At 43.7% G+C, this 21,028-nt stretch carries 17 protein-coding genes; 7 read left to right on the forward strand and 10 right to left on the reverse strand.

Annotated elements, in window-relative coordinates; translation table 11 throughout:
* Positions 1-273 precede the first annotated feature (273 nt).
* Together AC4II3_RS11980 and AC4II3_RS11985 are read right to left on the reverse strand one after the other, a co-directional pair.
* Positions 274-1,062, reverse strand: coding sequence for an RNA methyltransferase (locus tag AC4II3_RS11980; RefSeq protein ID WP_488006737.1), 789 nt, complete (start codon positions 1,060-1,062; stop codon positions 274-276).
* 303 nt (positions 1,063-1,365) lie between these two features.
* Entirely contained in the window at positions 1,366-2,643 is a 1,278-nt protein-coding gene (locus AC4II3_RS11985) for a DUF6745 domain-containing protein (RefSeq protein WP_488006739.1), read from the reverse strand.
* A gap of 429 nt (positions 2,644-3,072) precedes the next feature.
* Between AC4II3_RS11985 and AC4II3_RS11990 the strand changes: the two genes are divergently transcribed.
* Positions 3,073-4,719: an ABC transporter substrate-binding protein gene (locus AC4II3_RS11990; protein ID WP_488006741.1), complete on the forward strand. Its 1,647-nt coding sequence runs from the start codon at positions 3,073-3,075 to the stop codon at positions 4,717-4,719.
* Here the strand turns inward: AC4II3_RS11990 and AC4II3_RS11995 are convergent.
* From AC4II3_RS11995 to AC4II3_RS12030, 8 genes are all read right to left on the reverse strand, one after another.
* Positions 4,716-4,934, reverse strand: coding sequence for a hypothetical protein (locus tag AC4II3_RS11995; protein WP_488006743.1), 219 nt, complete (start codon positions 4,932-4,934; stop codon positions 4,716-4,718). The genes AC4II3_RS11990 and AC4II3_RS11995 overlap by 4 nt on opposite strands.
* 152 nt (positions 4,935-5,086) lie before the next feature.
* A complete protein-coding gene (gene mltA / locus AC4II3_RS12000; protein ID WP_488006745.1) occupies positions 5,087-6,262 on the reverse strand; it encodes a murein transglycosylase A in 1,176 nt (391 codons plus the stop codon).
* 54 nt (positions 6,263-6,316) lie between these two features.
* Positions 6,317-6,568: a hypothetical protein gene (locus tag AC4II3_RS12005; RefSeq protein WP_075902058.1), complete on the reverse strand. Its 252-nt coding sequence runs from the start codon at positions 6,566-6,568 to the stop codon at positions 6,317-6,319.
* Positions 6,569-6,723: 155 nt separating this feature from the next.
* Positions 6,724-7,494, reverse strand: coding sequence for a hypothetical protein (locus AC4II3_RS12010; RefSeq protein ID WP_488006747.1), 771 nt, complete (start codon positions 7,492-7,494; stop codon positions 6,724-6,726).
* A 60-nt stretch (positions 7,495-7,554) separates the two neighbouring features.
* Positions 7,555-7,932 carry a Mo-dependent nitrogenase C-terminal domain-containing protein gene (locus AC4II3_RS12015; protein ID WP_488006749.1) on the reverse strand — a complete coding sequence of 126 codons (378 nt, stop codon included), beginning with the start codon at positions 7,930-7,932 and terminating at the stop codon, positions 7,555-7,557.
* A 900-nt stretch (positions 7,933-8,832) separates the two neighbouring features.
* A complete protein-coding gene (locus AC4II3_RS12020; protein WP_488006751.1) occupies positions 8,833-10,593 on the reverse strand; it encodes a ribonuclease J in 1,761 nt (586 codons plus the stop codon).
* A 352-nt stretch (positions 10,594-10,945) separates the two neighbouring features.
* Positions 10,946-11,830, reverse strand: coding sequence for a 4-hydroxy-tetrahydrodipicolinate synthase (dapA, locus tag AC4II3_RS12025; protein WP_488006753.1), 885 nt, complete (start codon positions 11,828-11,830; stop codon positions 10,946-10,948).
* Between the two features lie 119 nt (positions 11,831-11,949).
* Entirely contained in the window at positions 11,950-12,987 is a 1,038-nt protein-coding gene (locus AC4II3_RS12030) for an aspartate-semialdehyde dehydrogenase (protein ID WP_488006755.1), read from the reverse strand.
* A gap of 915 nt (positions 12,988-13,902) precedes the next feature.
* Between AC4II3_RS12030 and tig the strand changes: the two genes are divergently transcribed.
* The 6 genes from tig to AC4II3_RS12060 all read left to right on the forward strand — a co-directional run bounded on the left by tig (position 13,903) and on the right by AC4II3_RS12060 (position 20,878).
* Entirely contained in the window at positions 13,903-15,336 is a 1,434-nt protein-coding gene (gene tig / locus AC4II3_RS12035; RefSeq protein WP_488006757.1) for a trigger factor, read from the forward strand.
* A gap of 310 nt (positions 15,337-15,646) precedes the next feature.
* Positions 15,647-16,336: an ATP-dependent Clp endopeptidase proteolytic subunit ClpP gene (gene clpP, locus AC4II3_RS12040; protein WP_488006759.1), complete on the forward strand. Its 690-nt coding sequence runs from the start codon at positions 15,647-15,649 to the stop codon at positions 16,334-16,336.
* Positions 16,337-16,349: 13 nt separating this feature from the next.
* Positions 16,350-17,696 (forward strand): ATP-dependent protease ATP-binding subunit ClpX, encoded by a 1,347-nt coding sequence (clpX, locus tag AC4II3_RS12045; protein ID WP_070394328.1) that lies wholly within the window; start codon positions 16,350-16,352, stop codon positions 17,694-17,696.
* Positions 17,697-17,805: 109 nt separating this feature from the next.
* Entirely contained in the window at positions 17,806-18,645 is an 840-nt protein-coding gene (locus tag AC4II3_RS12050) for an alpha/beta fold hydrolase (RefSeq protein ID WP_488006761.1), read from the forward strand.
* A gap of 509 nt (positions 18,646-19,154) precedes the next feature.
* Complete coding sequence (locus AC4II3_RS12055; RefSeq protein ID WP_488006763.1) at positions 19,155-20,267, forward strand: tetratricopeptide repeat protein; 1,113 nt, start codon at positions 19,155-19,157, stop codon at positions 20,265-20,267.
* Between the two features lie 254 nt (positions 20,268-20,521).
* Positions 20,522-20,878, forward strand: a complete 357-nt coding sequence (locus tag AC4II3_RS12060; protein ID WP_488006765.1) for a HesB/IscA family protein — start codon at positions 20,522-20,524, stop codon at positions 20,876-20,878.
* The last annotated feature ends 150 nt before the right edge of the window (positions 20,879-21,028 follow it).

A 21,028-nucleotide genomic window follows, 5' to 3' on the forward strand; every position in this document is an offset into this window, starting at 1 on the left:
GGGCGGCGGCGGGAGGAGGTTGGTTTCTTTTGTTTTTCCACTGCTGAATCTTAGGCTGAGGTTTACCAGATACATAAAACCCGAAACAATCTGCTAGTTCTCGGAATTTTCTGAGTATGGTCTAATGATAAGGGAGAGAACTTTAATGGATGTAGCGCTATCAAGCTTCCCTTTCAGTTTTTCTTGAGTCTTCCGATTACAGAGTTTTGATCTAGTAGCAACAGTTGAAGCGCCCATCTATCACACCTCCAATAAAACCTATGCAAGCCTATTTTAGGACTGGTTTGGTTTTGATGGATCATCTACCCCAGACTTTGGTAAAAATTGTAGCGCCCATTCTACCTGGCGGAGCATTCCTCTGAGCATGTTGATCTCTTCTGTGGTGGGGGTTGCTCGGTTTAATAGACGTCGCAGCTTTTCCATCCGTGCTGCTTTGGTATGGGGATAAAGATAACCAATTTTCAATAATAGGGCTTCTAGATGGTTAGAGTAGCGTTCTATCTGGTCCAAAGGAGCAGCATCTTGGTAAGAGGGAATGGGGGATAAGGGTTGACTTGGGACGGGTGATGGCTGGTGTGTACTTTGATAAAGTTGATATTGATAAAGTTCATAACAGCAAACTGTTACGGCTTGGGCTAGGTTTAACACTGGATAGGTGGAACTAGTGGGAATCCGGACAAACCGCTGAGCATGATTGAGTTCATCATTGCTCAATCCCCTAGATTCAGGGCCAAAAATCAGGGCAGAGGTTACGCCAGGTGACAATAACCAGGGTAAGGCGGTTCTGGGATGTTCGAGAGTAGTGGGGATGGCGCGGCTACGAGCAGTGGTTGCGATCGCTCTTTGACACCCGACTAAGGCATCTGCTATGGTTGCTACGACTTGGGCTTTTTCTAAGATATCTACCCCGTGCACTGCCATCTGCTGTGCTTCTTGGCTGAGATGGTCACACTGAGGATTCACTAGCACCAGCTGGGATAACCCCATATTTTTTATCACTCGCGCTACAGAACCCACATTCAATGGACCAGCGGGTTCTACTAAAACAATCTTGACTCCCATATACATTTTCAAGGTTGAAGGTTGTTCTTGCCCAGGCGTCCCGTCCCTTGTCGGGTAGGTTGAAGGTCATCCTTCCAGCACAAAACAGTTGCACCATTTGTGCAAGTTCAGGACTTAGGCAAAACTGGGCAACAAACGCGCTGATGGTTTAGGGTGCGTTATTAAGGCACCCTACAGCTAGAGTCGCTCCTTAAGTCCTGCTTCCTCTTTTCCCTGCTCATGGGGAAGCGACTGCATCAAGACATGGTGCTATCTTTGAAGGCAACTTTGGTATTCACCACTTGATATTAACGTGAGTTGGACTCAAGTCTGGACTAAAAATTCCTCTGGATCAGTATCCCAATTTACCCAGCGAATTGCTTCACGGGCTGATTCTACATGAGGCGGCACTCGCATAATGTGAACAAAGTTGGTGCTAGGACAAGTCATCTTGAGTAGAAAAATTGGCTCGATATCGATATCGTTATTAATTTTTAATAGGGTGTATTCTTGCCAGGAATCCAATCGCTGTGCTTCTAGGTCTTGGCAAATTCGGGCGTAACCAATTCCTTCAATGAGGACTCGCCTAAGTTCAGCGTTGGGTTCTTCTAAAAGCCACCCAGCTTGCCACTGGTTGGGGTTGACTTTACCGTATTTTTCTGGTAATGTCACGCCGTGATAGGAGTATAAGCTGAAACCATCAGCAAATTCCATGGCTGCCTCTCCTTCTCTATGAAGGCGGTCTTGAGTGTCAAATGAGACCTTGGTTGGGCGATCGCAAACGAAGCAGATGTTTTCAAATGGGAACATCCAACTACAGTGTTTAACTAGGGATTGGAATATTCCCCATGTGGTTTGATGGTGAGGGCAATTTAAGACGGAAATATAAAAGTCAAAGCGACTACTGTAAATACTCCAGTATAAGGGTGACATGAATAGTCTCAATTCAGTCCCGAGTTGTTCAAGTACTTGCAAGCCAAGTCGAATTCGCTGTTGGCTAACTGTTGAGGTATCTAGTTCATATAACAATTGGTTTTGCAATTGCCTGTGTAGTTGGGTTCCCATGGAAGTGTCCAAGGGTTGCCACAGTTTCTCTTCAAGTTGACGGCTAATCCGTTTAATGTTAATTTTTTGCCCGAGTTGGTAGAGTAGCTCTTGCTGGAGTTCTTTGCCGAGTTGGGTGTTGAGATGTTGCCGTAGTTGATTGATCAATTGACTCTCCAGTCTTGGCTGGAGTTGACTCTTGAGTTGGCTGTCAATGTGTTGCTGGAGTTGGTTCAGGATAATTTTAAAAAAACCGTAAGGGCTATCACAAAAAACAATATCTGGTACTGGTTTGCCAATGGCTGTATAGGCAGCGTTTATGGCTACTGTTGCTTCGTGACGATCAATGGCTCCAGTCAATAAAGATAAATTGTACCATTTTTCTTGATAATTTGGGATTAAAGTTTCTTGCTCTGGGGTAAGATGTTTTATGTTGGGTTGCCACATATCGCCATACCTGTGTTTGATATCCCCATTAAATCCCGATTTGAGAATAGTGCTGAGTGCTGAGTGCTGAGTGCTGAGTGCTGAGTTTAGTAAGTGGGGGAGTGTTTTCATCTAACGGTAGTTAGCTAGGAGTTATGGAATCTAATTAGTTATTCAAGTTAAGCTGGCTGTTTTTACACTAAAGTATGTTTTTTTGTAACAATTATTCACAAATTAGGTAAGCTCTCAGGTATTAGGTAAGCTATCAGCTATCAGCTATCAGCTATCAGCTTGTGTTTGACTGCTTAGGATTGAGGATTAAATAATGTGGCTATTCGGTACTTTTATGCTAAAATAATGGATTACATTAAATAAACCTACTACGTCATATAGCTTTGATATTTTGATAGTTTATTTTTTAGGCTAAATTAGCATACTAATTATGGAAGAACCCCCCTCTAGATCAATCATCGCTGTATTCTAAAACGCTATATTTTTTGCAAGGAGTTATAAGATAGCTACGATAAGAAATTACTCGTCGCTAATCACAATTACCAAAGCATGAACTGGTTTCCCCTATCCCGCAAACACTGTTCAACTACCAAATTTCTAGCTTTATTCCTCTGTAGCTGCTTCCTAATTATTAGTTGTGGTGGTTCTCCGAGCAATCAACAGACAGGTTCCTCCAGCAGCACTAACAGTAATAGACTCACTATCGGTACTACCCTAAAACCGAGAACCCTCGATCCAGCCGATGCCTACGAACTAGCAGCTAGTAACATCCATTACAGCTTAGGCGATCGCCTTTATACCTACAAGCTGGGTACCTCAGAATTAGTGCCACAACTGGCAACTGCTATGCCTACCATCAGCAAGGATGGCTTAACTTACACCATTCCCCTACGCCAAGGTGTAGTTTTTCATGATAACACCCCATTTAATGCTGAAGCCATGGCATTTTCCTTGCGTCGGTTTATCGAAAATGGTGGCAAGCCCTCTTCTCTACTGGAAGGTTTGGTAGATTCGATTGAACCCTCTGGAGAGTACGAACTCACGATTAAACTCAAAAATCCCTTCGCTGCCTTTCCAGCACTGTTAGCTTTCTCCGGAACCTGTGCTGTTTCTCCCAATGCCTATGAAATTGGTAGTGGTAAATTTCAACCGACCAAATTTGTAGGCACTGGTCCGTATAAGCTAGTTAAGTTTAGTCCTAATGGGATTCGCCTAGATGTGTTTGAAGAGTATTGGGGTAAAAAACCTGCCAATCAGGGATTAAACGTTCAAATCCTCACCAATTCCGCTAATTTATTCAATTCCATCAAAACTGGTGCTGTAGACATTGGTTATCAAAGTTTAGATCCCGATCAAATCCTCAGTTTGCAAAAAGGAGCAGCATCTGGGGGTTGGCAAGTCATAGAATCTCCTAGCAATAATATTAACTACATGGTGCTCAATACCCAGATGGCACCGTTGGATAAACCAGAAGTCAGACAAGCGATCGCTGCGATTGTTAATCGTAAACTGATCAACGAGCGGGTGCTAAGAAACCAAGCTGCACCAGCCTTTAGTATTATTCCAACTAGCTTTGATGTCTCCAAACCAACCTTTAAAGACGCCTACGGTGACGGTAATATTGCCAAAGCCAAAGAGCTGCTAGCCAAAGCGGGATTTACTAAAGACAATCCGTTGACATTAGAAATTTGGTATTCCTCAGGTTCAGCAACCCGACAACAACTTGCGAGTCTTTTGAAAGAATATGCTGCCCAGGAACTTGGGGGGATTGTGGAAATCCAGCCCCAAACTGTGGAGTCAGCGAATTTCTTTGGCAATCTAGGTAAGGGAGTTTATCAGAGTGCCTTAGTCGATTGGTATCCTGACTTTTCTGACCCTGATAACTTTATTCAGCCCTTAGTCAGTTGTACTAAAGGTTCCCTTGGGAAAGGGTGTGAAGCCGGAGCCAGTCGCTCTCAGGGGTCATTTTATTATAGCGATCGCATGAATAAACTGATTCAGCAACAGCGTCAGGAATCAGATCCAGCCGCCCGAAAGCAGATTTTTGCTGAGATCCAAGAACTTTTAGCAAAGGATGTACCCTTAATACCGTTATGGCAACCAAAGGAATATGCTTTTGCCCAGTCAGGGTTAAAGAATGTCCAGTTAGACCCAATTCAACAATTGCCACTGTGGGAGATTGATAAGGGAAATTAGGTTAACGGGCTGCCCCCGTGCTTTAAGCCGGGGGAGAGTTCAACTCCCCAAAGTTCTACTTCTGTTGGATTGACAAAATCTTCATTAACTGGTAGGTCTTGGTTAAAAGCAATATTAATAGGAATAAAGCCAAGTACAAAAGAACTGAAGAACATCACAGCAACCACATCAAGCTGACTGAAAGAATTTTGGTTTGACCCTTGAGAACCACTCATATTGACCTACCTCGTTTTTTTAGCCTTTCTTCTCAGTTTCAACGGGTAATGTCGGCGATCAGGTGTGTTTTCGAGTATATTTTTATGTATAATTCTATGTAGAGTTTTATAGTTCAAGTTTATAGGTAGAGCTTGAGCGCTATTTTGTAGTGTTAGTTTTTAAGCAACAAATAGTACAACTCTCCTGTATCATTAATTAGCCCTGCCCGATTACCTGCTAATTTACCAGTACCCATAAATATATCCACTCGACCCGGTCCTTTAATCGCACTACCAGTATCCTGATCCAACACATAGCGACTGACCAGCCTAGATTCCAAGTCACCTACAGCATTGGGATAAGGGATACTAGTTTGGATAAGGGCCAAGGCTCCTGGAGGCATGATAGATTTATCGGTAGCAATCGAGCGCTCAGCCATTACTGGCAAACCAAGACTACCGGTAGCAGGTGCCCCCCTGGTTTCCCGAAAGAACACAAAACTTTTATTGCGGGGTAAATATTGACTCAGTTCCGTCGGTGAAGTGCGGAAATAATCGATGACCGCAGGCAGGGTTAGCCCTTCTAGCTCCATCTTGCCATCATTAACCAGTTGCCGCCCGATACTAGTGTAGGGATGACTCGTCTTACCAGCGTAGCCCACACTCATCAAGGTGCCATCTGGCATTCTAAGCCGCGCTGAACCCTGAACGTGAATCAAAAACGCCTCTAAGCGATCGCGTAACCAAACTAGTTCTTTCCCTCGTAGTGGGCTATTTTTCCCTAAACCATCCCATCCTTCCAATGCCGCACGGGTTGGGTGAGGTTTTTGCCAACGTTGGAAATCAGAGGGTAGTCCATAAAGGGGATAGCGATACTCAGCACTAGGTGTGCGACTCCCAGCATACACTGGCTCAAAATAACCCGTGAACCCAACAGTTCCCTGATTGTCCTTCCCCACACTCTTGTAAAAGACAAATTCTTGTTGGATGGCCGCTTGCAACGCTTGAGGAGTAGGGGACTTGATCAGAAGTTGGCGGAAACGGACTAGAGAACGGCGGACGCGATCGCGAGTTACTCCTGGTACGGAATAGTTTTGGTAAGCCTTAGCAGCACTAGGGGTTTTCAGATAACGCAAGCTATTGTCTATGGCTTTCAACATGGCTCGCCAGTCCCCTGACTGACCACCAGGACGCTTCCAAAGCTGTTCATCTAAACCCAATGGATCCTCATTGAACTGAACAGTCTCTAGTTGAACCGCTTGCAGCGGAACACTAGCAACTGCAGCACCACTAATCGGTAGGAGGGCTATTCCTATGGTCAGGGAAATCCTAGTTAGAGTTTTTCTCATACTTGCCAAGAATTCAATCACCAGCTATTGACCAGTCAAAGCAGTGAAGCTGTATTAAAAACGTTCGACGCTACCAGAGAAAATAGGTTCCACCCGCATAGCAGTGATACGAGCAGGACGTACTACCATGTACTCCCCTTGGACATTTTTAATGGGTACGCTAATGAAGTCTTCAGAGTTAGATTTTGGGATAAGTTCGCCACTATACCACTTTTGAAACTCTTTAATTGTGGCAAACCGTACTTCTTCCCGGTGACCACTTGACAAAAGAATGTGAACAGCGTACTCGTCTGGGGTTCTTGGCATAGAAAATTCTCCTTAATCCATGCCAACTATTATCAGCGACCTTGAAGGGGAAGGCAAAAAGTCAAAGGACAAAGGTCAAAGGGATTCCCAATACACCAAATCCCAAACGTCCTTTGTCCTTTATCCACCAGTCTTGCTTGACATTCACAGAGTACTTAGGTTGATAAATTAAACCGTTTTAGCAAATTTTCCATCACCGTTGGCAACATTTGGCGCAGTTCCTGTGGATTTTGGCAGATCAGCTGCTGGTAGCTAGGCAGATCAAAAGGAAACTGTCCTGGTAAATCTGGTCGTTTCATGTTCACGAGCAAAATCTGTTCCGTCGGCTTAGCCGTCAAAGCATAGCCGATTTCGACACAAACATAGGGACTAGGGATCAGTAAGGGTTTGTTTTCCGTTGCTAGACCAGCCACCGGGGTGCCATCAGCAATGAACACTAGACTTTTGCGGATTTTGCGCATCTGGGTACTACCGAGGCGCATTGGTTCACCAATTGGGCGTCGGGATTCTTCTAGGGTTAGGGGTAAACGTGATCGCTGATTAAAGGTGTCTAGGGTATCTGACAGGGTGCTACGCAAAGCCTCACTAGAGGCACTGTATTCAGTCTGGTAACTCACAAAGATTATTGGCGACAGTTGTGCCATTACCTCTCGCTTTGTGAAGTAAATCTCGTGAGAAATCAAGTCAATATTGGAAATGGCATAGCCCCCACTACCTTCTATGTAAAACTCGACTGTTTCCCCTGCTAGGTAACGCATAAACCATTCAGAGTTTTTCACATCCTGGCTATCATCCAAAAAATCTGCTCTTAAGCCTGACTTAAGCAAACTATTTTTGCTCAAACGCAGGTCATGGTGGCGTTTCTCCAATTCTTTGATGGGTTCGTACTTCTGGAGATACCAGGCTTTTAGGGCAATAATGGCCATGATGTTTTCTAATAGGCACGGTTTCCCGACGCCCGCAGCTAAAATTCTCGTTTCGGAATTTTAGCAGTAACAGGTGATATCTTCACCACATTCATCGGCCAGATAAGACAGTGCTCGGAAGCGCAGAGCTACCACTTCATCATAGACAGGATTGAGTTTACACAATGGTGGAATCCGAAGTAGAGTGCGATTGAACAGTTTAATCTGCCGTTCAAAAGGACACTGGGCTGGAATTAGTCGGCAGAGACGGTGGGCTAATTTGGGGTTATCAACCTCAATGTGGTTCAGCCACTGCCGTAATGACTCCAGCAGATCAAAAGTCTTCCTGGTCTTGCCGAGTAAAGCAGGAATTGTACTCTTGGAGGAATCTGTTCCTGGGTTAATCCAAACCCGACTTGTAATGATTAGCTTACTTATTGTATAATCAGATACACTCATGTTTTTTACCTGTGATACTACTAGTAGGCGGTAATCCAGTCGCCTGTAATATAACTACACAAGATATCTTTCTCATACCGGATTGACAGAGGATCATTTTTATGTATATCTTGCCAGAGCAAGATAACACCCCCCCCTCTGCCTGAGGAGAGCCGATCTTGGTGGTCATTACAGGCATACCGCCTTTTTTTGTCCTGACCCTATCACTATTGGAATAGGGTCTTTTCGCCGCTGGATATCAGCAGCTGATCTTAAAATCGAATTAAATATATATAGTCAATCGACACAAAAATGGCGCTAGTCAGGAAAAATCCTTCCTATAGAAAGCAGTTAGTTTAAAGCAGGCAAGGCTAATACCCATTTACGCTACTCAATTGGAGCAACTGGTTTCTATACTTTCCAGGGACATAAACTGAGCTTTTGGTTTAGTACTCCAGCTTAATCTCCTTTGCTGCAGGGGCATCAGAAGAGCTGATAGCTGGCAAGGGCAGCTTTTCAAGTAGGACGCTTCAAGCATAGTTGACTGGGTTTTGGGTTAAGCATCAACTGCTAACAAGCTGTGATCAATTCCAATAGATCAGTTTAGTTTTTACTAGCTTATCTGTGAGACTAGCTTATCTGTGTAATTAACTGCATCTACTGATATCCTGCCAAGATCCATAATGACCAAGCTTGGTGATTATTACGGATCTTGGCAATTTGGCAATAGGGATTGAGTAATCACACTGATTAGAATAACTCATCACACTGATTAGAATAACTCATCAGTGGCTCTAATGTCATAAAAAAAAGACTGACTTCAACATTTAGTTGTTTCTGAGTGTTGAAGTCAGTCTTTTTGGGAATTAAGGACGAAAATAATGGAAAAAGGACGCCAAGGGCGAACCTTTACCCTTCTGCTTATGATGCCACTTTGGCAGTAGAGCGCCGACGTCGTGTACCTGTGACCTTAACTGGTGGTTCCTCTGGGGTTTGCAGCAAGAACACCACCAGCGGACGACTCCTGAGTTCCCGGCGAGCTAAACGCTGGAGGTCAGCTTGAATTTGTTTTTGCAAGCCTTCCCAATCAATTTCCGTCGGTTTGCCTGTCAAGGATTTATCAAAATCTGACCAGCGATCGCTTAATGTCCGTTCAATTCTTTTGATCACCAACTGTTGCAGGAGGGATGTTTCTAACGGTGAGACCACACCCCGAAGATGAATTTCTGGCTTGGCAAGGAGTTTGCCATCCCAACTGATTGCTGCAGCTACAGTCACTACTCCATCTCCCGCCAACTGCTGACGTTCTTTCATAACATTGTCATGAACAATACCAGTGCGGTCTACGAGTTCAATACCTGAGGGGACGTTACCTGTAATACTAATGCTTTCCTCAGATAACTCTACTACATCACCATTGTCGGTAATCACAGTATTTTCCACAGGGATACCCATACTATGAGCCATCTTGGCATGTTGAACTAGCATTCGATGTTCACCATGCACCGGCATAAAGAATTTTGGTCGTGTTAGAGCCAACATCAGTTTATGGTCTTCCTGAGCACCGTGACCAGAAACATGAATGCCATGCTTACGACCATATACAACATTGGCTCCCAGCTTCATTAACCGATCAATGGTATTCACCACCGCAATCGTATTACCAGGAATGGGGTTGGCAGAGAAGACCACTGTATCCCCTGCTTGGATTTGAATTTCCCGGTGTTCCCCTTTAGAAATGCGAGTCATTGCCGCTAGGGGTTCCCCTTGAGAACCCGTTGTCAGAATCAGGATTTTTTCTGGCGCTATATTTTTAACGGCTTTTAACGGCTCAAACAAGTTATCTGGGCATTTAATGTAACCCAGGGTGCGAGCTTGGGCAATCACATTCAGCATGGAACGACCCACAATTGCCACCTTTCGGTTTTGTTTTTGGGCGATATCCAGGACTATACTTATCCGGTGAACTGAGGAGGCAAAGGTAGTCACTAGTACTCGTCCTGGTGCTTGGGCAATGGCCCGTTCTAGATTGGGATAAACCGAACGTTCAGATGGAGTATGTCCAGGAACTTCAGCGTTAGTCGAGTCACTCATCAAGCACAAGACCCCTTTTTCCCCATGTTCCGCTAATCTTTGGAAATCGAAGAATTCTCCATCCACAGGGGTATGGTCAACTTTGAAATCACCTGTATGGATAATCACACCCACTGGCGTATGAATGGCAATGGTAAAGCTATCAGCAATCGAGTGAGTGTTGCGAATAAATTCTACAAGGAATGAAGAACCAATACGTACCGTTTCACGGGGCATTACACGTTTCAATTCCGTGTGGTCAGCTACACCAGCTTCTTCTAGCTTGCCTTGAAGTAATGCCATGGCTAAGCGAGGTCCATAAATCACGGGAATATCAAATTGCTTTAAATGATAGGGAATGCCACCAATATGGTCTTCATGACCGTGAGTGACAATCATGCCCTTGATTTTGTGATGATTTTCCCGTAAATAGGTCATATCGGGGAGGACGATATTAATTCCATGCATCTCATCATTAGGGAAGCCAATCCCAGCATCTAAGAGCAGGATTTCGTCATTGAATTCAAAAACACAAGTGTTCTTGCCAATTTCATGGAGTCCCCCCAAAGGAATAATTTTTAAAGCTGGTTTAGATGTTGGGTTAGTCATTTGAATCCTCGGTTTTTTTCTGGCTAGTAAAAAATTTAAAAAAAGTGATACAAATTACCTTTTAAATATAGATATTCATCACACAGATAAAGCAATGATGTAGAGCTTTTTATAATAAAATCATTATTAGCAAATAAACGTGAAAATAATAGGAAAGAAAATAATATAAAAGAAAATAATAAGAAAAAATTAGGGATAAAGGAAGCAAAACTTAAATTAACTATTAATAGCTAACTAATATCCCTCCCAATCCATAACATAGTCTTCCCTAAGAAGTCATTCATCTTTCCTCCCTTACAAAGCGAAGATAGATCTGATCAAAGGTAATTGGTACAAAAAAATGAGTACTGATTTAAATTAAATCCAGTTCAATTAGAACCTCCTTTAAACGGGATTTTAATTCAGAGGGTAGCTCGCAAAGCGGTGAGCGAAAACTACCCACCTGCCAACCTTGAAGTTCTAGTGCTGTTTTGATGGGGATAGGATTGGTAGTACAAAAGAGTACTTTAAATAAGGGAAAAAGCTTGAGGTGAATTTGAGTAGCCTTGGTAGTTTTCCCCTCCTCAAAAGCTTTAATCATCTGTTGAATTTGGGAACCAACCATATGACTGGCTACACTAACTACACCTGATCCTCCTAGTGCCAGGGTGGCTAGGGTAAAGGAGTCATCGCCAGAATAGATGGCAAAATCTGGTGGGGTTAAACGCCTAATTTGACTAGTCTGTTCGAAGTCGCTAGTAGCCTCTTTGACAGCTACGATATTAGGAATTTGGGCTAAACGAGCAATCGTCTCCGGTTGGAGATTTTGTCCTGTGCGACCCGGTACATTGTAGAGCATCAGGGGAAAGTCAGGACTCGATTTTGCGATCGCTTGGAAATGCTGGTATAGTCCTGACTGTGGCGGTTTATTGTAATACGGTACAACTTGTAATGATCCATCTAACCCTAGTTTAGCAGCTTTTTCAGTAGCAGCGATCGCTTCTTCTGTAGAATTTGAACCCGTTCCAACAATTACCTTGGCTTTACCTGCAACTGCTTTTTGGACTACTTGGAATAGTTGGTACTCTTCATCCCAGGTAAGGGTAGGAGACTCTCCAGTGGTGCCACATACCACCAAAGTATCTGTACCATTGTCAACCAAATGAGCTGCTAAGTGCTCTGCTACAGCATAATTGACGCTGCTATCTTCCCTAAACGGCGTAATCATCGCCGTTAGCACACGTCCAAAATCGACCACCCTTTTCTAACTCCTCATTAATTATTGGTCATTGGTCATTGGTCATTAGCCATTATTCATTAGTCATTGCTCTTTGGTCTAGCTTCTGTGCCAGAATATTTTTTGCTGCCTAAAAAGGACTAAGGACTTGGGACTAAGGTCTTTAGGCAATTTTTTGCTACCAATAACTCAGCAATTTGCACTGCATTCAAGGCAGCACCCTTACGAATCTGGTCTCCACTCAACCAAATTTCTAGACCACAAGGGTGAGAAAGGTCTTGTCGAATCCTACCCACTAGTACTTCGTCATTACCGGACGCATCAATAGGCATAGGGAAGTAGTTCGCCTGCCAATCTTCTACTAGTTTTACTCCAGGGGCAGTGGCTAATATTTCTCTTGCCTGAGCCACTGGCATGGGTTGGTCGAATTCTAGGTTAACTGCTTCTGAGTGAGCACGCAGTACGGGAACCCGTACACAGGTAGCACTAATTTTTAACTGTGGAGCATTAAATATTTTGCGGGTTTCATTGACCATCTTCATTTCTTCCTGGCAGTACCCCTGCTCATTTAAGGGGGAGTTGTGGGGGAACAAGTTAAATGCCAGAGGATAAGGAAAGCTTTCTGTTGGTGGCGTTTCTCCTTTCAAAATTGCCTGAGTCTGTAATTTTAATTCTTCCATTGCTTTCATTCCAGCACCACTAGCAGATTGATAAGTAGCTACCACTATGCGTTTTACTGGCTGTACCTGATGTAATGGCCATACTGCCATACCCATTAAAATCGTAGTGCAATTGGGATTTGCAATAATTCCTTGATGATTTGCTGCTGCCTCTGGATTTATTTCCGGAATCACTAGAGGCACTTGTGGATCCATCCGAAAGGCACTGGAGTTATCAATTACCACTGCACCACTTTTTACAGCAATATCCGCCCAAGCTTTCGACGTTGCCCCCCCAGCTGATGCTAAGACCAAATCTACCTGATCAAAGGAGTGCTCTCCCACCGCTTCCACTGGTAACTTTTCTCCCTGAAAGAGGATGACACGACCAGCAGAGCGGGGTGAGGCTAACAGCTTAAGGTCAGCCAGTGGGAAGTTTCGGCTTTGCAAGAGTAACCGTAGTTCTTCACCTACAGCACCAGTTGCGCCTAATATGGCAACGCGAACTTGACTAGACAAATGACTTTCCTCCACTCATTCAATTCAACATAGTTAGTATTTTGATAATTTAATTCAGTACATTCTTTAAGAGTATCTAAATTTTTTTCCCTTACTAGGTATTTAACCTCTGATAATGGTTCTGTATAGCAGGGTAAGCGCAATAATAAAAATTGAGCCAAAATGTGATATGTCCCAAGGATTATGACCAAAATAAGCCTTGATTATCAGTACTATTGCACTTTTATATCAATATTGTTGATAATAATGCCTCCTTATTGATTATTACCCTTATCCTGTTTGCTATCGCCCCTTGGTGTCTTAATAAAATGCCTGGAATTACCACATAAATAATCAGCTAATTAGCACGAGTGTAATCGCTCACACTGCCCTATTGAGCCCGGGCAAGAGTCATCGACTGGCGTTTTAGGTACACTTAAAAAGCTCTGATCGACTAAAAGCTGGCTTAAAGGCTGTAGTAACCACCTATAGATAGTTCAGTCTACTGCCGTAAAGGAACTGGTAGATGTGCTTGACGCTTAACTGGTTGTTAGGATCAGCATACCATAATTGCTGTGGATTCTCCCGTCTAGTTCCATCCGAGGTAGAGGTTGTCCATGTGTATCGATACTCGATAACGGTTAATTTTCACCTCTACTCCTTTGGATATCGGCGTTTTGACTCAAACCCTTTGAGAAATTCGTGGCTAGGGACTTTGTTGCCAAACCCCTTGATGGCGCGTCGGCTAGGGCAACTAGTGCATGTGGATAAATACTTTGGCTGAAACAATGTAAATCTTTTTGGTGAATTTTGTTGGTCGAAGCAGGCAACACCTAAAGTAATATAGGAGTCCCCAGGTCGAATCTTTGATTCATCCAGGTTGACTATCAACTGTCCCAACTCATTAAACAATTAACTCTTCACACCCAAGCGTCAATGAAAGTAACTCAGGAAAAACTTCCCGCTAGCCAGGTTGGTCTAGAAATTGAAATTCCGGCTGAAACGACCAAACAAGCCTATGAAAAGGTTTTACAGAACCTTTCCCGCACAGTCAAAATTCCTGGGTTTCGCCAAGGGAAGGTACCCCGTCAGGTTTTGCTACAACGTCTTGGTGCCCAACAGGTAAAAGCTGCTGCTATCGAAGAGTTGCTCGACAGTAGTCTAAAGCAGGCGATTGAACAAGCCCAAATTGAGGCACTAGGGAACTATAATTTAACCTCTACTTTAGAAGATTTGCTCAGCCAGTTCAAACCAGGAGAACCCCTAACCTTCTCAGCATCGGTGGATGTACCACCAGTGGTCAATTTAGGGGAATACAATGGCTTAAGTGTGAAAGCTGAGGAAACTAAGGTTGAACCGGATGCCGTCGATAATTTTCTCGAAGAACGGCGTGTTGAGCAGGCTACCCTAGTACCAGTGGAATCACGCCCAGCCCAGATGGGAGATGTGGTCGTGGTGGATTATGTCGGTCGATTTACTGGTGATAGCGAAGAGGATGAAGGCTCAGTAATACCTAACGGTGAGGCTAAGGATTTTGAAATTGAACTTGGGGAAGGCAAGTTCCTAGAGGACATTCTTCAAGGGATCGTTGGTATGAATCCTGATCAGAATAAAGAAGTACCAGTGACGTTTCCTGAAGATTACCCCCTAGAAGATTTAGCTGGCAAGTCATCGGTATTTACCATCACCCTCAAAGAAATCAAGGAAAAAGAGCTGCCAGAGTTAGATGACGACTTCGCTCAAGAAGTTAGTGATAAGGAAACCTTGGCAGAGTTACGGGAATATTTGCAGCAGGAGTTTCAGGAAAAAGCTGATCAAGAAATGCAAGCCAGCAAGGAGGAGGCTTTAATCAACGCTCTGCTGGAAAAGGTTGAAGTTGACTTGCCTGAAACGCTAATTGATCAGGAACTCCAAACAATTTTGACCCAAACAGCAATCCAGATGCAACAGTTGGGCATGGATGTTAAAAGGCTGTTTACTGAAGAGAATCTACCACAGCTGCGAGAGCGATCACGTCCTGATGCCATCCAAAGCCTCCGACAATCCCTAGCTCTTAAGGAAGTAGCTAAACGTGAATCCTTAACCCTTGAAGAGTCGGAAATAGAAGCGAAAAGTCAAGAATTGATGAAGGAGTTGGCTGGTCAAGAGGTAGATCCGGATCGGCTGCGGGAATTTGTCGAGTCGGATTTGCTCAAACTCAAAGCCATTAAATGGTTAGAAGATAACGGTACTATAGAGCTGCTTCCCAAAGGAACCATCACGGAAGAAGAAACTGAAGCAGAAGACACGGCCGTTACAGTAACCGAACTAGAAACAACCGATGCGGCTTCCCAGACTATTGAAGTACCAGCTGAACCAGTTTCTGAGTAAATCCTAGAGTTGGCCTTGTTGGTAATTTGCCCAAGGGAGGCGGTAGCGAGTGGCTAAGCTGTTGCGGATTTAACTTTTAGAATTCTGAGGCTGAAACCCAAGGCTCAGCTTAGATCGCTGTTCAACACTAGATGCTCAACAGCTTAGGCTTATAGATCAGCCTCAACTCTCTAACCGTCAACTTTTGCACCAACAAGCAAACAGTTAAGGCATAATAGTTTCTATAGAGACTTTGACTTTATGGCTATTCGTGCCCTTGTTAGATAGCACCTTTATTAATAAATCGAGAGGTCTTGGCGAATTGTATTCTATGCTGCAATCTGTGTCCCCTCATTCCTCAATCACTAGCTTAAGTTCTCTAGACAAATACCAAATTACCTCCAGTAGTGTTGTACCAATGGTGGTAGAGCAGTCTGGAATGGGAGAACGAGCATTTGACATTTATTCGCGGCTGCTGCGAGAACGCATTGTGTTTTTGGGAACCCAGGTCGATGATGTGGTAGCTGACTCAATTGTTGCCCAGCTGTTATACCTAGAAGCTGAAGACGAGGAAAAGGATATCCAATTGTATATCAACTCCCCAGGTGGCTCGGTAACTGCAGGGATGGCAATATATGATACGATGCAGCAAGTGCGCCCAGATGTGGTAACCATATGCTATGGCTTAGCTGCTAGTATGGGCGCATTTCTCCTAGCAGGCGGAGCTGCTGGTAAACGGATGGCATTGCCCAATTCTAGGATTATGATTCACCAGCCCCTTGGCGGTGCTCAGGGACAAGCGGTGGATATAGAAATTCAAGCTAAGGAAATTCTATACCACAAGCAAACCCTTAACGAATTACTGGCTAATCACACCGGTAAACCGGTGGCTCAAATTGCCGAAGATACCGAACGCGACTTTTTCATGTCAGCGGCGGAAGCTAAAGACTATGGTTTAATTGACCAGGTGATCTCCCGGCAGAATCTTCCTAACCAGGAAGCAGCTGTCGCTTCTATTTAGAAAGAGGCTTCTTATGTCTAAATACGACTCCCATCTAAAATGTTCCTTCTGCGGTAAGTCTCAAGAGCAAGTACGCAAATTAATTGCTGGCCCCGGAGTCTATATTTGTGATGAGTGTGTTGATTTATGTAATGAAATTTTAGATGAGGAGTTACTCGATTCCGGTGCGCCTGCTCCCCAGCCTGCTCCTCGACCAGAACCTGCCAAGAAACGTCGTCCCCGTGCTAACCGCATTTCAATGAATCAGATTCCCAAACCCAGGGAAATTAAACGGTATCTAGATGACCATGTGATTGGTCAAGAGGAAGCCAAAAAAGTTCTGTCAGTGGCTGTGTACAACCACTATAAGCGCCTAAGCTTGCTCCAATCTAAAGCTCAGGGTCAGGGTCAGGGAATAATGGATGATGGCATAGAGCTACAAAAGTCCAACATTCTTCTAATTGGTCCTACTGGTTGTGGTAAAACATTACTCGCCCAAACCTTAGCCAAAATATTAGATGTGCCTTTTGCTGTGGCAGATGCCACAACCCTTACAGAAGCTGGTTATGTTGGGGAAGATGTAGAAAACATCTTACTGCGGCTATTGCAAGTGGCAGATCTGGATGTAGAGGAAGCCCAGCGGGGGATTATCTATATCGATGAAATCGATAAGGTAGCCCGCAAGAGTGAAAATCCCTCCATTACCAGGGATGTTTCTGGGGAAGGAGTCCAGCAAGCATTACTGAAAATGCTAGAAGGAACCATTGCTAATGTGCCCCCTCAAGGTGGACGCAAACATCCTTATCAAGACTGTATTCAGATTGACACCAGCAATATTCTGTTTATTTGCGGTGGTGCGTTTGTTGGTTTGGATAAAGTGGTTGAGCAACGCCTAGGCAAGCGTTCCATGGGATTTATTCAGCCTGGAGAGAATCAGTCGAAGGAAAAGCGCACAGCAGATATTCTGCGACACTTGCAGCCAGATGACTTGGTGAAATTCGGCATGATTCCTGAGTTCATTGGTCGGATACCAATGGTAGCCGTCATTGAACCTCTGGATGAGGAAGCCCTGATGGCAATTTTGACAGAACCCAAGAATGCACTGGTCAAACAGTATATGAAGCTGCTGAAGATGGACAATGTTAACTTGGAGTTTATGCCAGATGCAATTCGAGCGTTGGCTCAGGAAGCTTACCGTCGTAAAACTGGTGCTAGGGCGTTAAGGGGCATTGTGGAAGAATTGATGCTGGAAGTGATGTACGAGTTGCCTTCTCGTAAGGATGTCACTCGCTGTACCATCACTAGGGAAATGGTAGAGAAGCGCTCAACTGCTGAACTATTGGTTCATCCTTCTTCATTGCCAAAGCCGGAATCAGCATAGTAGTAATTTGTCATTGGTCAAAATCAAATTTATTGGTTGTTAATTGTTAATTGTTAATTGTTGATTGTTGATTGTTGATTTTCAATTAACAAAGGACAAAGGTCGAAAAATGCCTTACATTCAAATTCGGGGTGTAGAACACTACTATGAATGGGTAAAGAAGTCAACACCTTGTGGAAATAAACCTGTGATGGTCTTTATCCATGGCTGGTGTGGCTCCTCTCGCTACTGGGAAAGTACCGCTAAAGCTCTATCCAATACCTTTGACTGCCTCCTATATGACCTAAGGGGGTTTGGTCGGTCAAAATTACCCCAACAGGGGACAAAATTGACCTATGAGATGGAGGACTATGCTGAAGATTTAGTGGTGTTGTTAGATACCCTGGGACTTGATCGTATCTATATCAATGCTCACTCCCTAGGGGCATCTGCTGCTACGATGTTTCTCAATCGTTATCCTGGGCGTGTTGAGCAGGCAATTTTGAATAATAGCGGTATTTTTGATTATGACGAGAAATCCTTCACCGCTTTTCACAAAGTTGGTGAGTTAGTAGTTAAGTTCCGCCCCGGTTGGTTGTTAAATATTCCCTTGGCCGGTACCGTGTTCATGATGCGATTTTTGCACCATCCCCTACCTAGGGCAGTGAGCCGGGTTTTTTTGGCAGATTACCTAATGGCTGATTATGAGGCAGCTTTGGGAACAATGCTGACTGCGGTTAGTAAGTATGCGGCTGAGGTAATGCCTAATAAGTTCGCTCAGTTAGAGGTGCCAACCCTGCTAGTTTCTGGTGAATACGACAAAATTATTCCTTCAGCACTAGGGCGTAGAGCATCACAATTAAGTCAAAACGTCAAGTATGTTGAAATTCCTGATACAGCTCACTTTCCGATGTTGGAGGCTCCAGCAATTTATCTAGAGCAGGTACGGGAGTTTATTTGTCTTACCTGAGGCTTAAAGAAATTACTACTCTTCGAGGAAAATAAGTGGTTAATGCTCAGAAGACTGAACCACAGAGGAATAGGTAAAAAAATCAGGAAACCCCCAACCTGTAAAAGCTGGGGGCGGTGATCAGGGTGCATCTACTACTTCCTTATTCGACTAGGTGTGACGGTTCTCCGGACAGATTTTGATAGTGAGTTCGCTTCGACAATAGCATATCTATGGCAATGGGCTGACGATCAGATGGGGAAAGAAGCTAGTATGTAAGATGGCAACTAGGTCTTTCCAAATTAGTGTGCATAGGCTACTGATGTTAATTTTTATAAATAGCTTAATAATTTCCTTAACTTACTGAAAAATATATTTAGGAATATACAGCAAGTTGTGAGTAATCTTATCTCTGGTAACCGAGGTAGAACAGAGACATAACTGCTGAAAATGAGCAAGGGAGATGGGCTACTCAAGTTTTTTTTGGCTCCATCATCCCTCCCCCATCTACATCAGGGAGCAATATTACTATGGCACATCTGGTTCAGAATCTAGTTGAAACGGAAGTCAAGCAACACCAAAACAAGACTCCAGGAGATGACCCTTTCCAGCCTCCAGCTCGTAAGTATCGCCAAAGTCAGTTACAAAATATACTAAAAACACTGCAAAACACCTTAGCAATTTGTCAAACTAACGAAGATTTGGCTGGTCAAGTGGATACTCTCAAACGCATTGGGTTAGTTCATTGCCGTTTGGGAGAGTATGCCTGGGGAATCAAGTGTCTCGAGCAAAGTTTACAAATGGCCAATGATGTTGGTTCACCCAAGAGTTTAGGGGTCATTCTTCATCATCTCGGCATGGCTTATTCCCAGACTAACCAGGATGATAAGGCATTTAAGGTTTATCTAAAAGCATTGAGGATTTTCCAAAAAACTCAAGATCACTCAGAAATTGCTAAAATCCTGAATCACCTAGGGGAAATTCACAATAGCTGGCATCAACCAGTGCTGGCTCTGAGATGCTTTCGCCAAGCCATGAAGATTTTTCAAAACTCAGGCAATTCACTTGAGGGCGAAGGCAGAGCACTGGCAAATATAGGGGAAGCTTATACCCAGCTTGGAAGATACCGTCAAGCTCTTGCTGTCTTGGAGCAAGCCCTAACCATTCACGAAAAAAAAACATCCTCTCGTTACTCTAGTCGCAAGCTAACTACTCTTGAGAGGATTGGCACAGTTTACTTCCGACTAGGTGAGGAACTACGGGCATTGGATTTCTATCATCAAGCTTTGGAGATTGGTCAGGAACTGAGTAAATCACTTCATGGTAACACCAGAAGCTTAGATTATATCGGAGCGGTTCACTACCACTTGGGAAATTACCCCCATGCCTTAGCCTATCACTTACAAGCCTTAAGACTTTGGCAAGAAATCTCCCATCCTGGTCAGGGGGAGAGCTTGTTCCATGAAAAGCTTGAATTCTCTCAACTGAGAACAGTTTATAACTGTCTGGGTATATCTGAGCAAGGAGTCCAGTGCAGCCAACAAGTACAGAAGATGATCATTAACTGTGGTTACCGAGTTAGTGAACAAGAGATTAGCCAGTATCTGAGTCACGGTGGAACGATAAACCATAACGTAGAATGATTAATGCCTAGTAGTCTAAAGACTCGTTACAATAAAGATTCAAACCCCCAATAATTTCCATTTAACGACAATTAGATAATTATCGATAAACAGCAAAACTGTGAACTGGCAGAGCTGATTCGGCTATAAGCTGTCAAGGATCTAGTTTTATGAGACACTCTAAGCTAAATCTTGGGTTACAGCCTGATAATTATCTTTCTTGACGATGCACAATAACTTAACACCAAACCAAAATTAGGAGTCAAAAGTAAGCAATGGCACAAGCAACTGAGTCACAGCAAAAAGGTATTAAACTGACAGATAAAGCCCTAAAGCATGTTTTAGCCCTGCAACAAAGTCAAGGAAAAGACCTTTACCTGCGAGTTGGTGTTCGCCAGGGAGGCTGTTCAGGACTGTCTTACATGATGGATTTTGAAGAACCTAGTAACATTCGGGAGAATGATGAAATCTTTGACTACGATGGCTTCAAAATAATCTGTGATCCAAAAAGTCTGCTTTATCTCTACGGTCTGGTACTGGATTACAGCGATGCTATGATTGGTGGTGGCTTCCAATTCACCAACCCCAATGCCAATCAAAGCTGTGGCTGTGGTAAGTCGTTTAGTGTTTAGGGGATTGTTAGTTTAAAGTCTGTCAATTCAAGACTACAACCAAGGATAAGAAGAATTAGGCAGTGGCGCTATAGAATTAGCTATATATAGTTAGCGCTATAACTAGTTAGGCTGCAAGGCTTGTAACCCTACAATAGATTAGGGTTGAGC

The organism is Moorena sp., assembly GCF_982860115.1.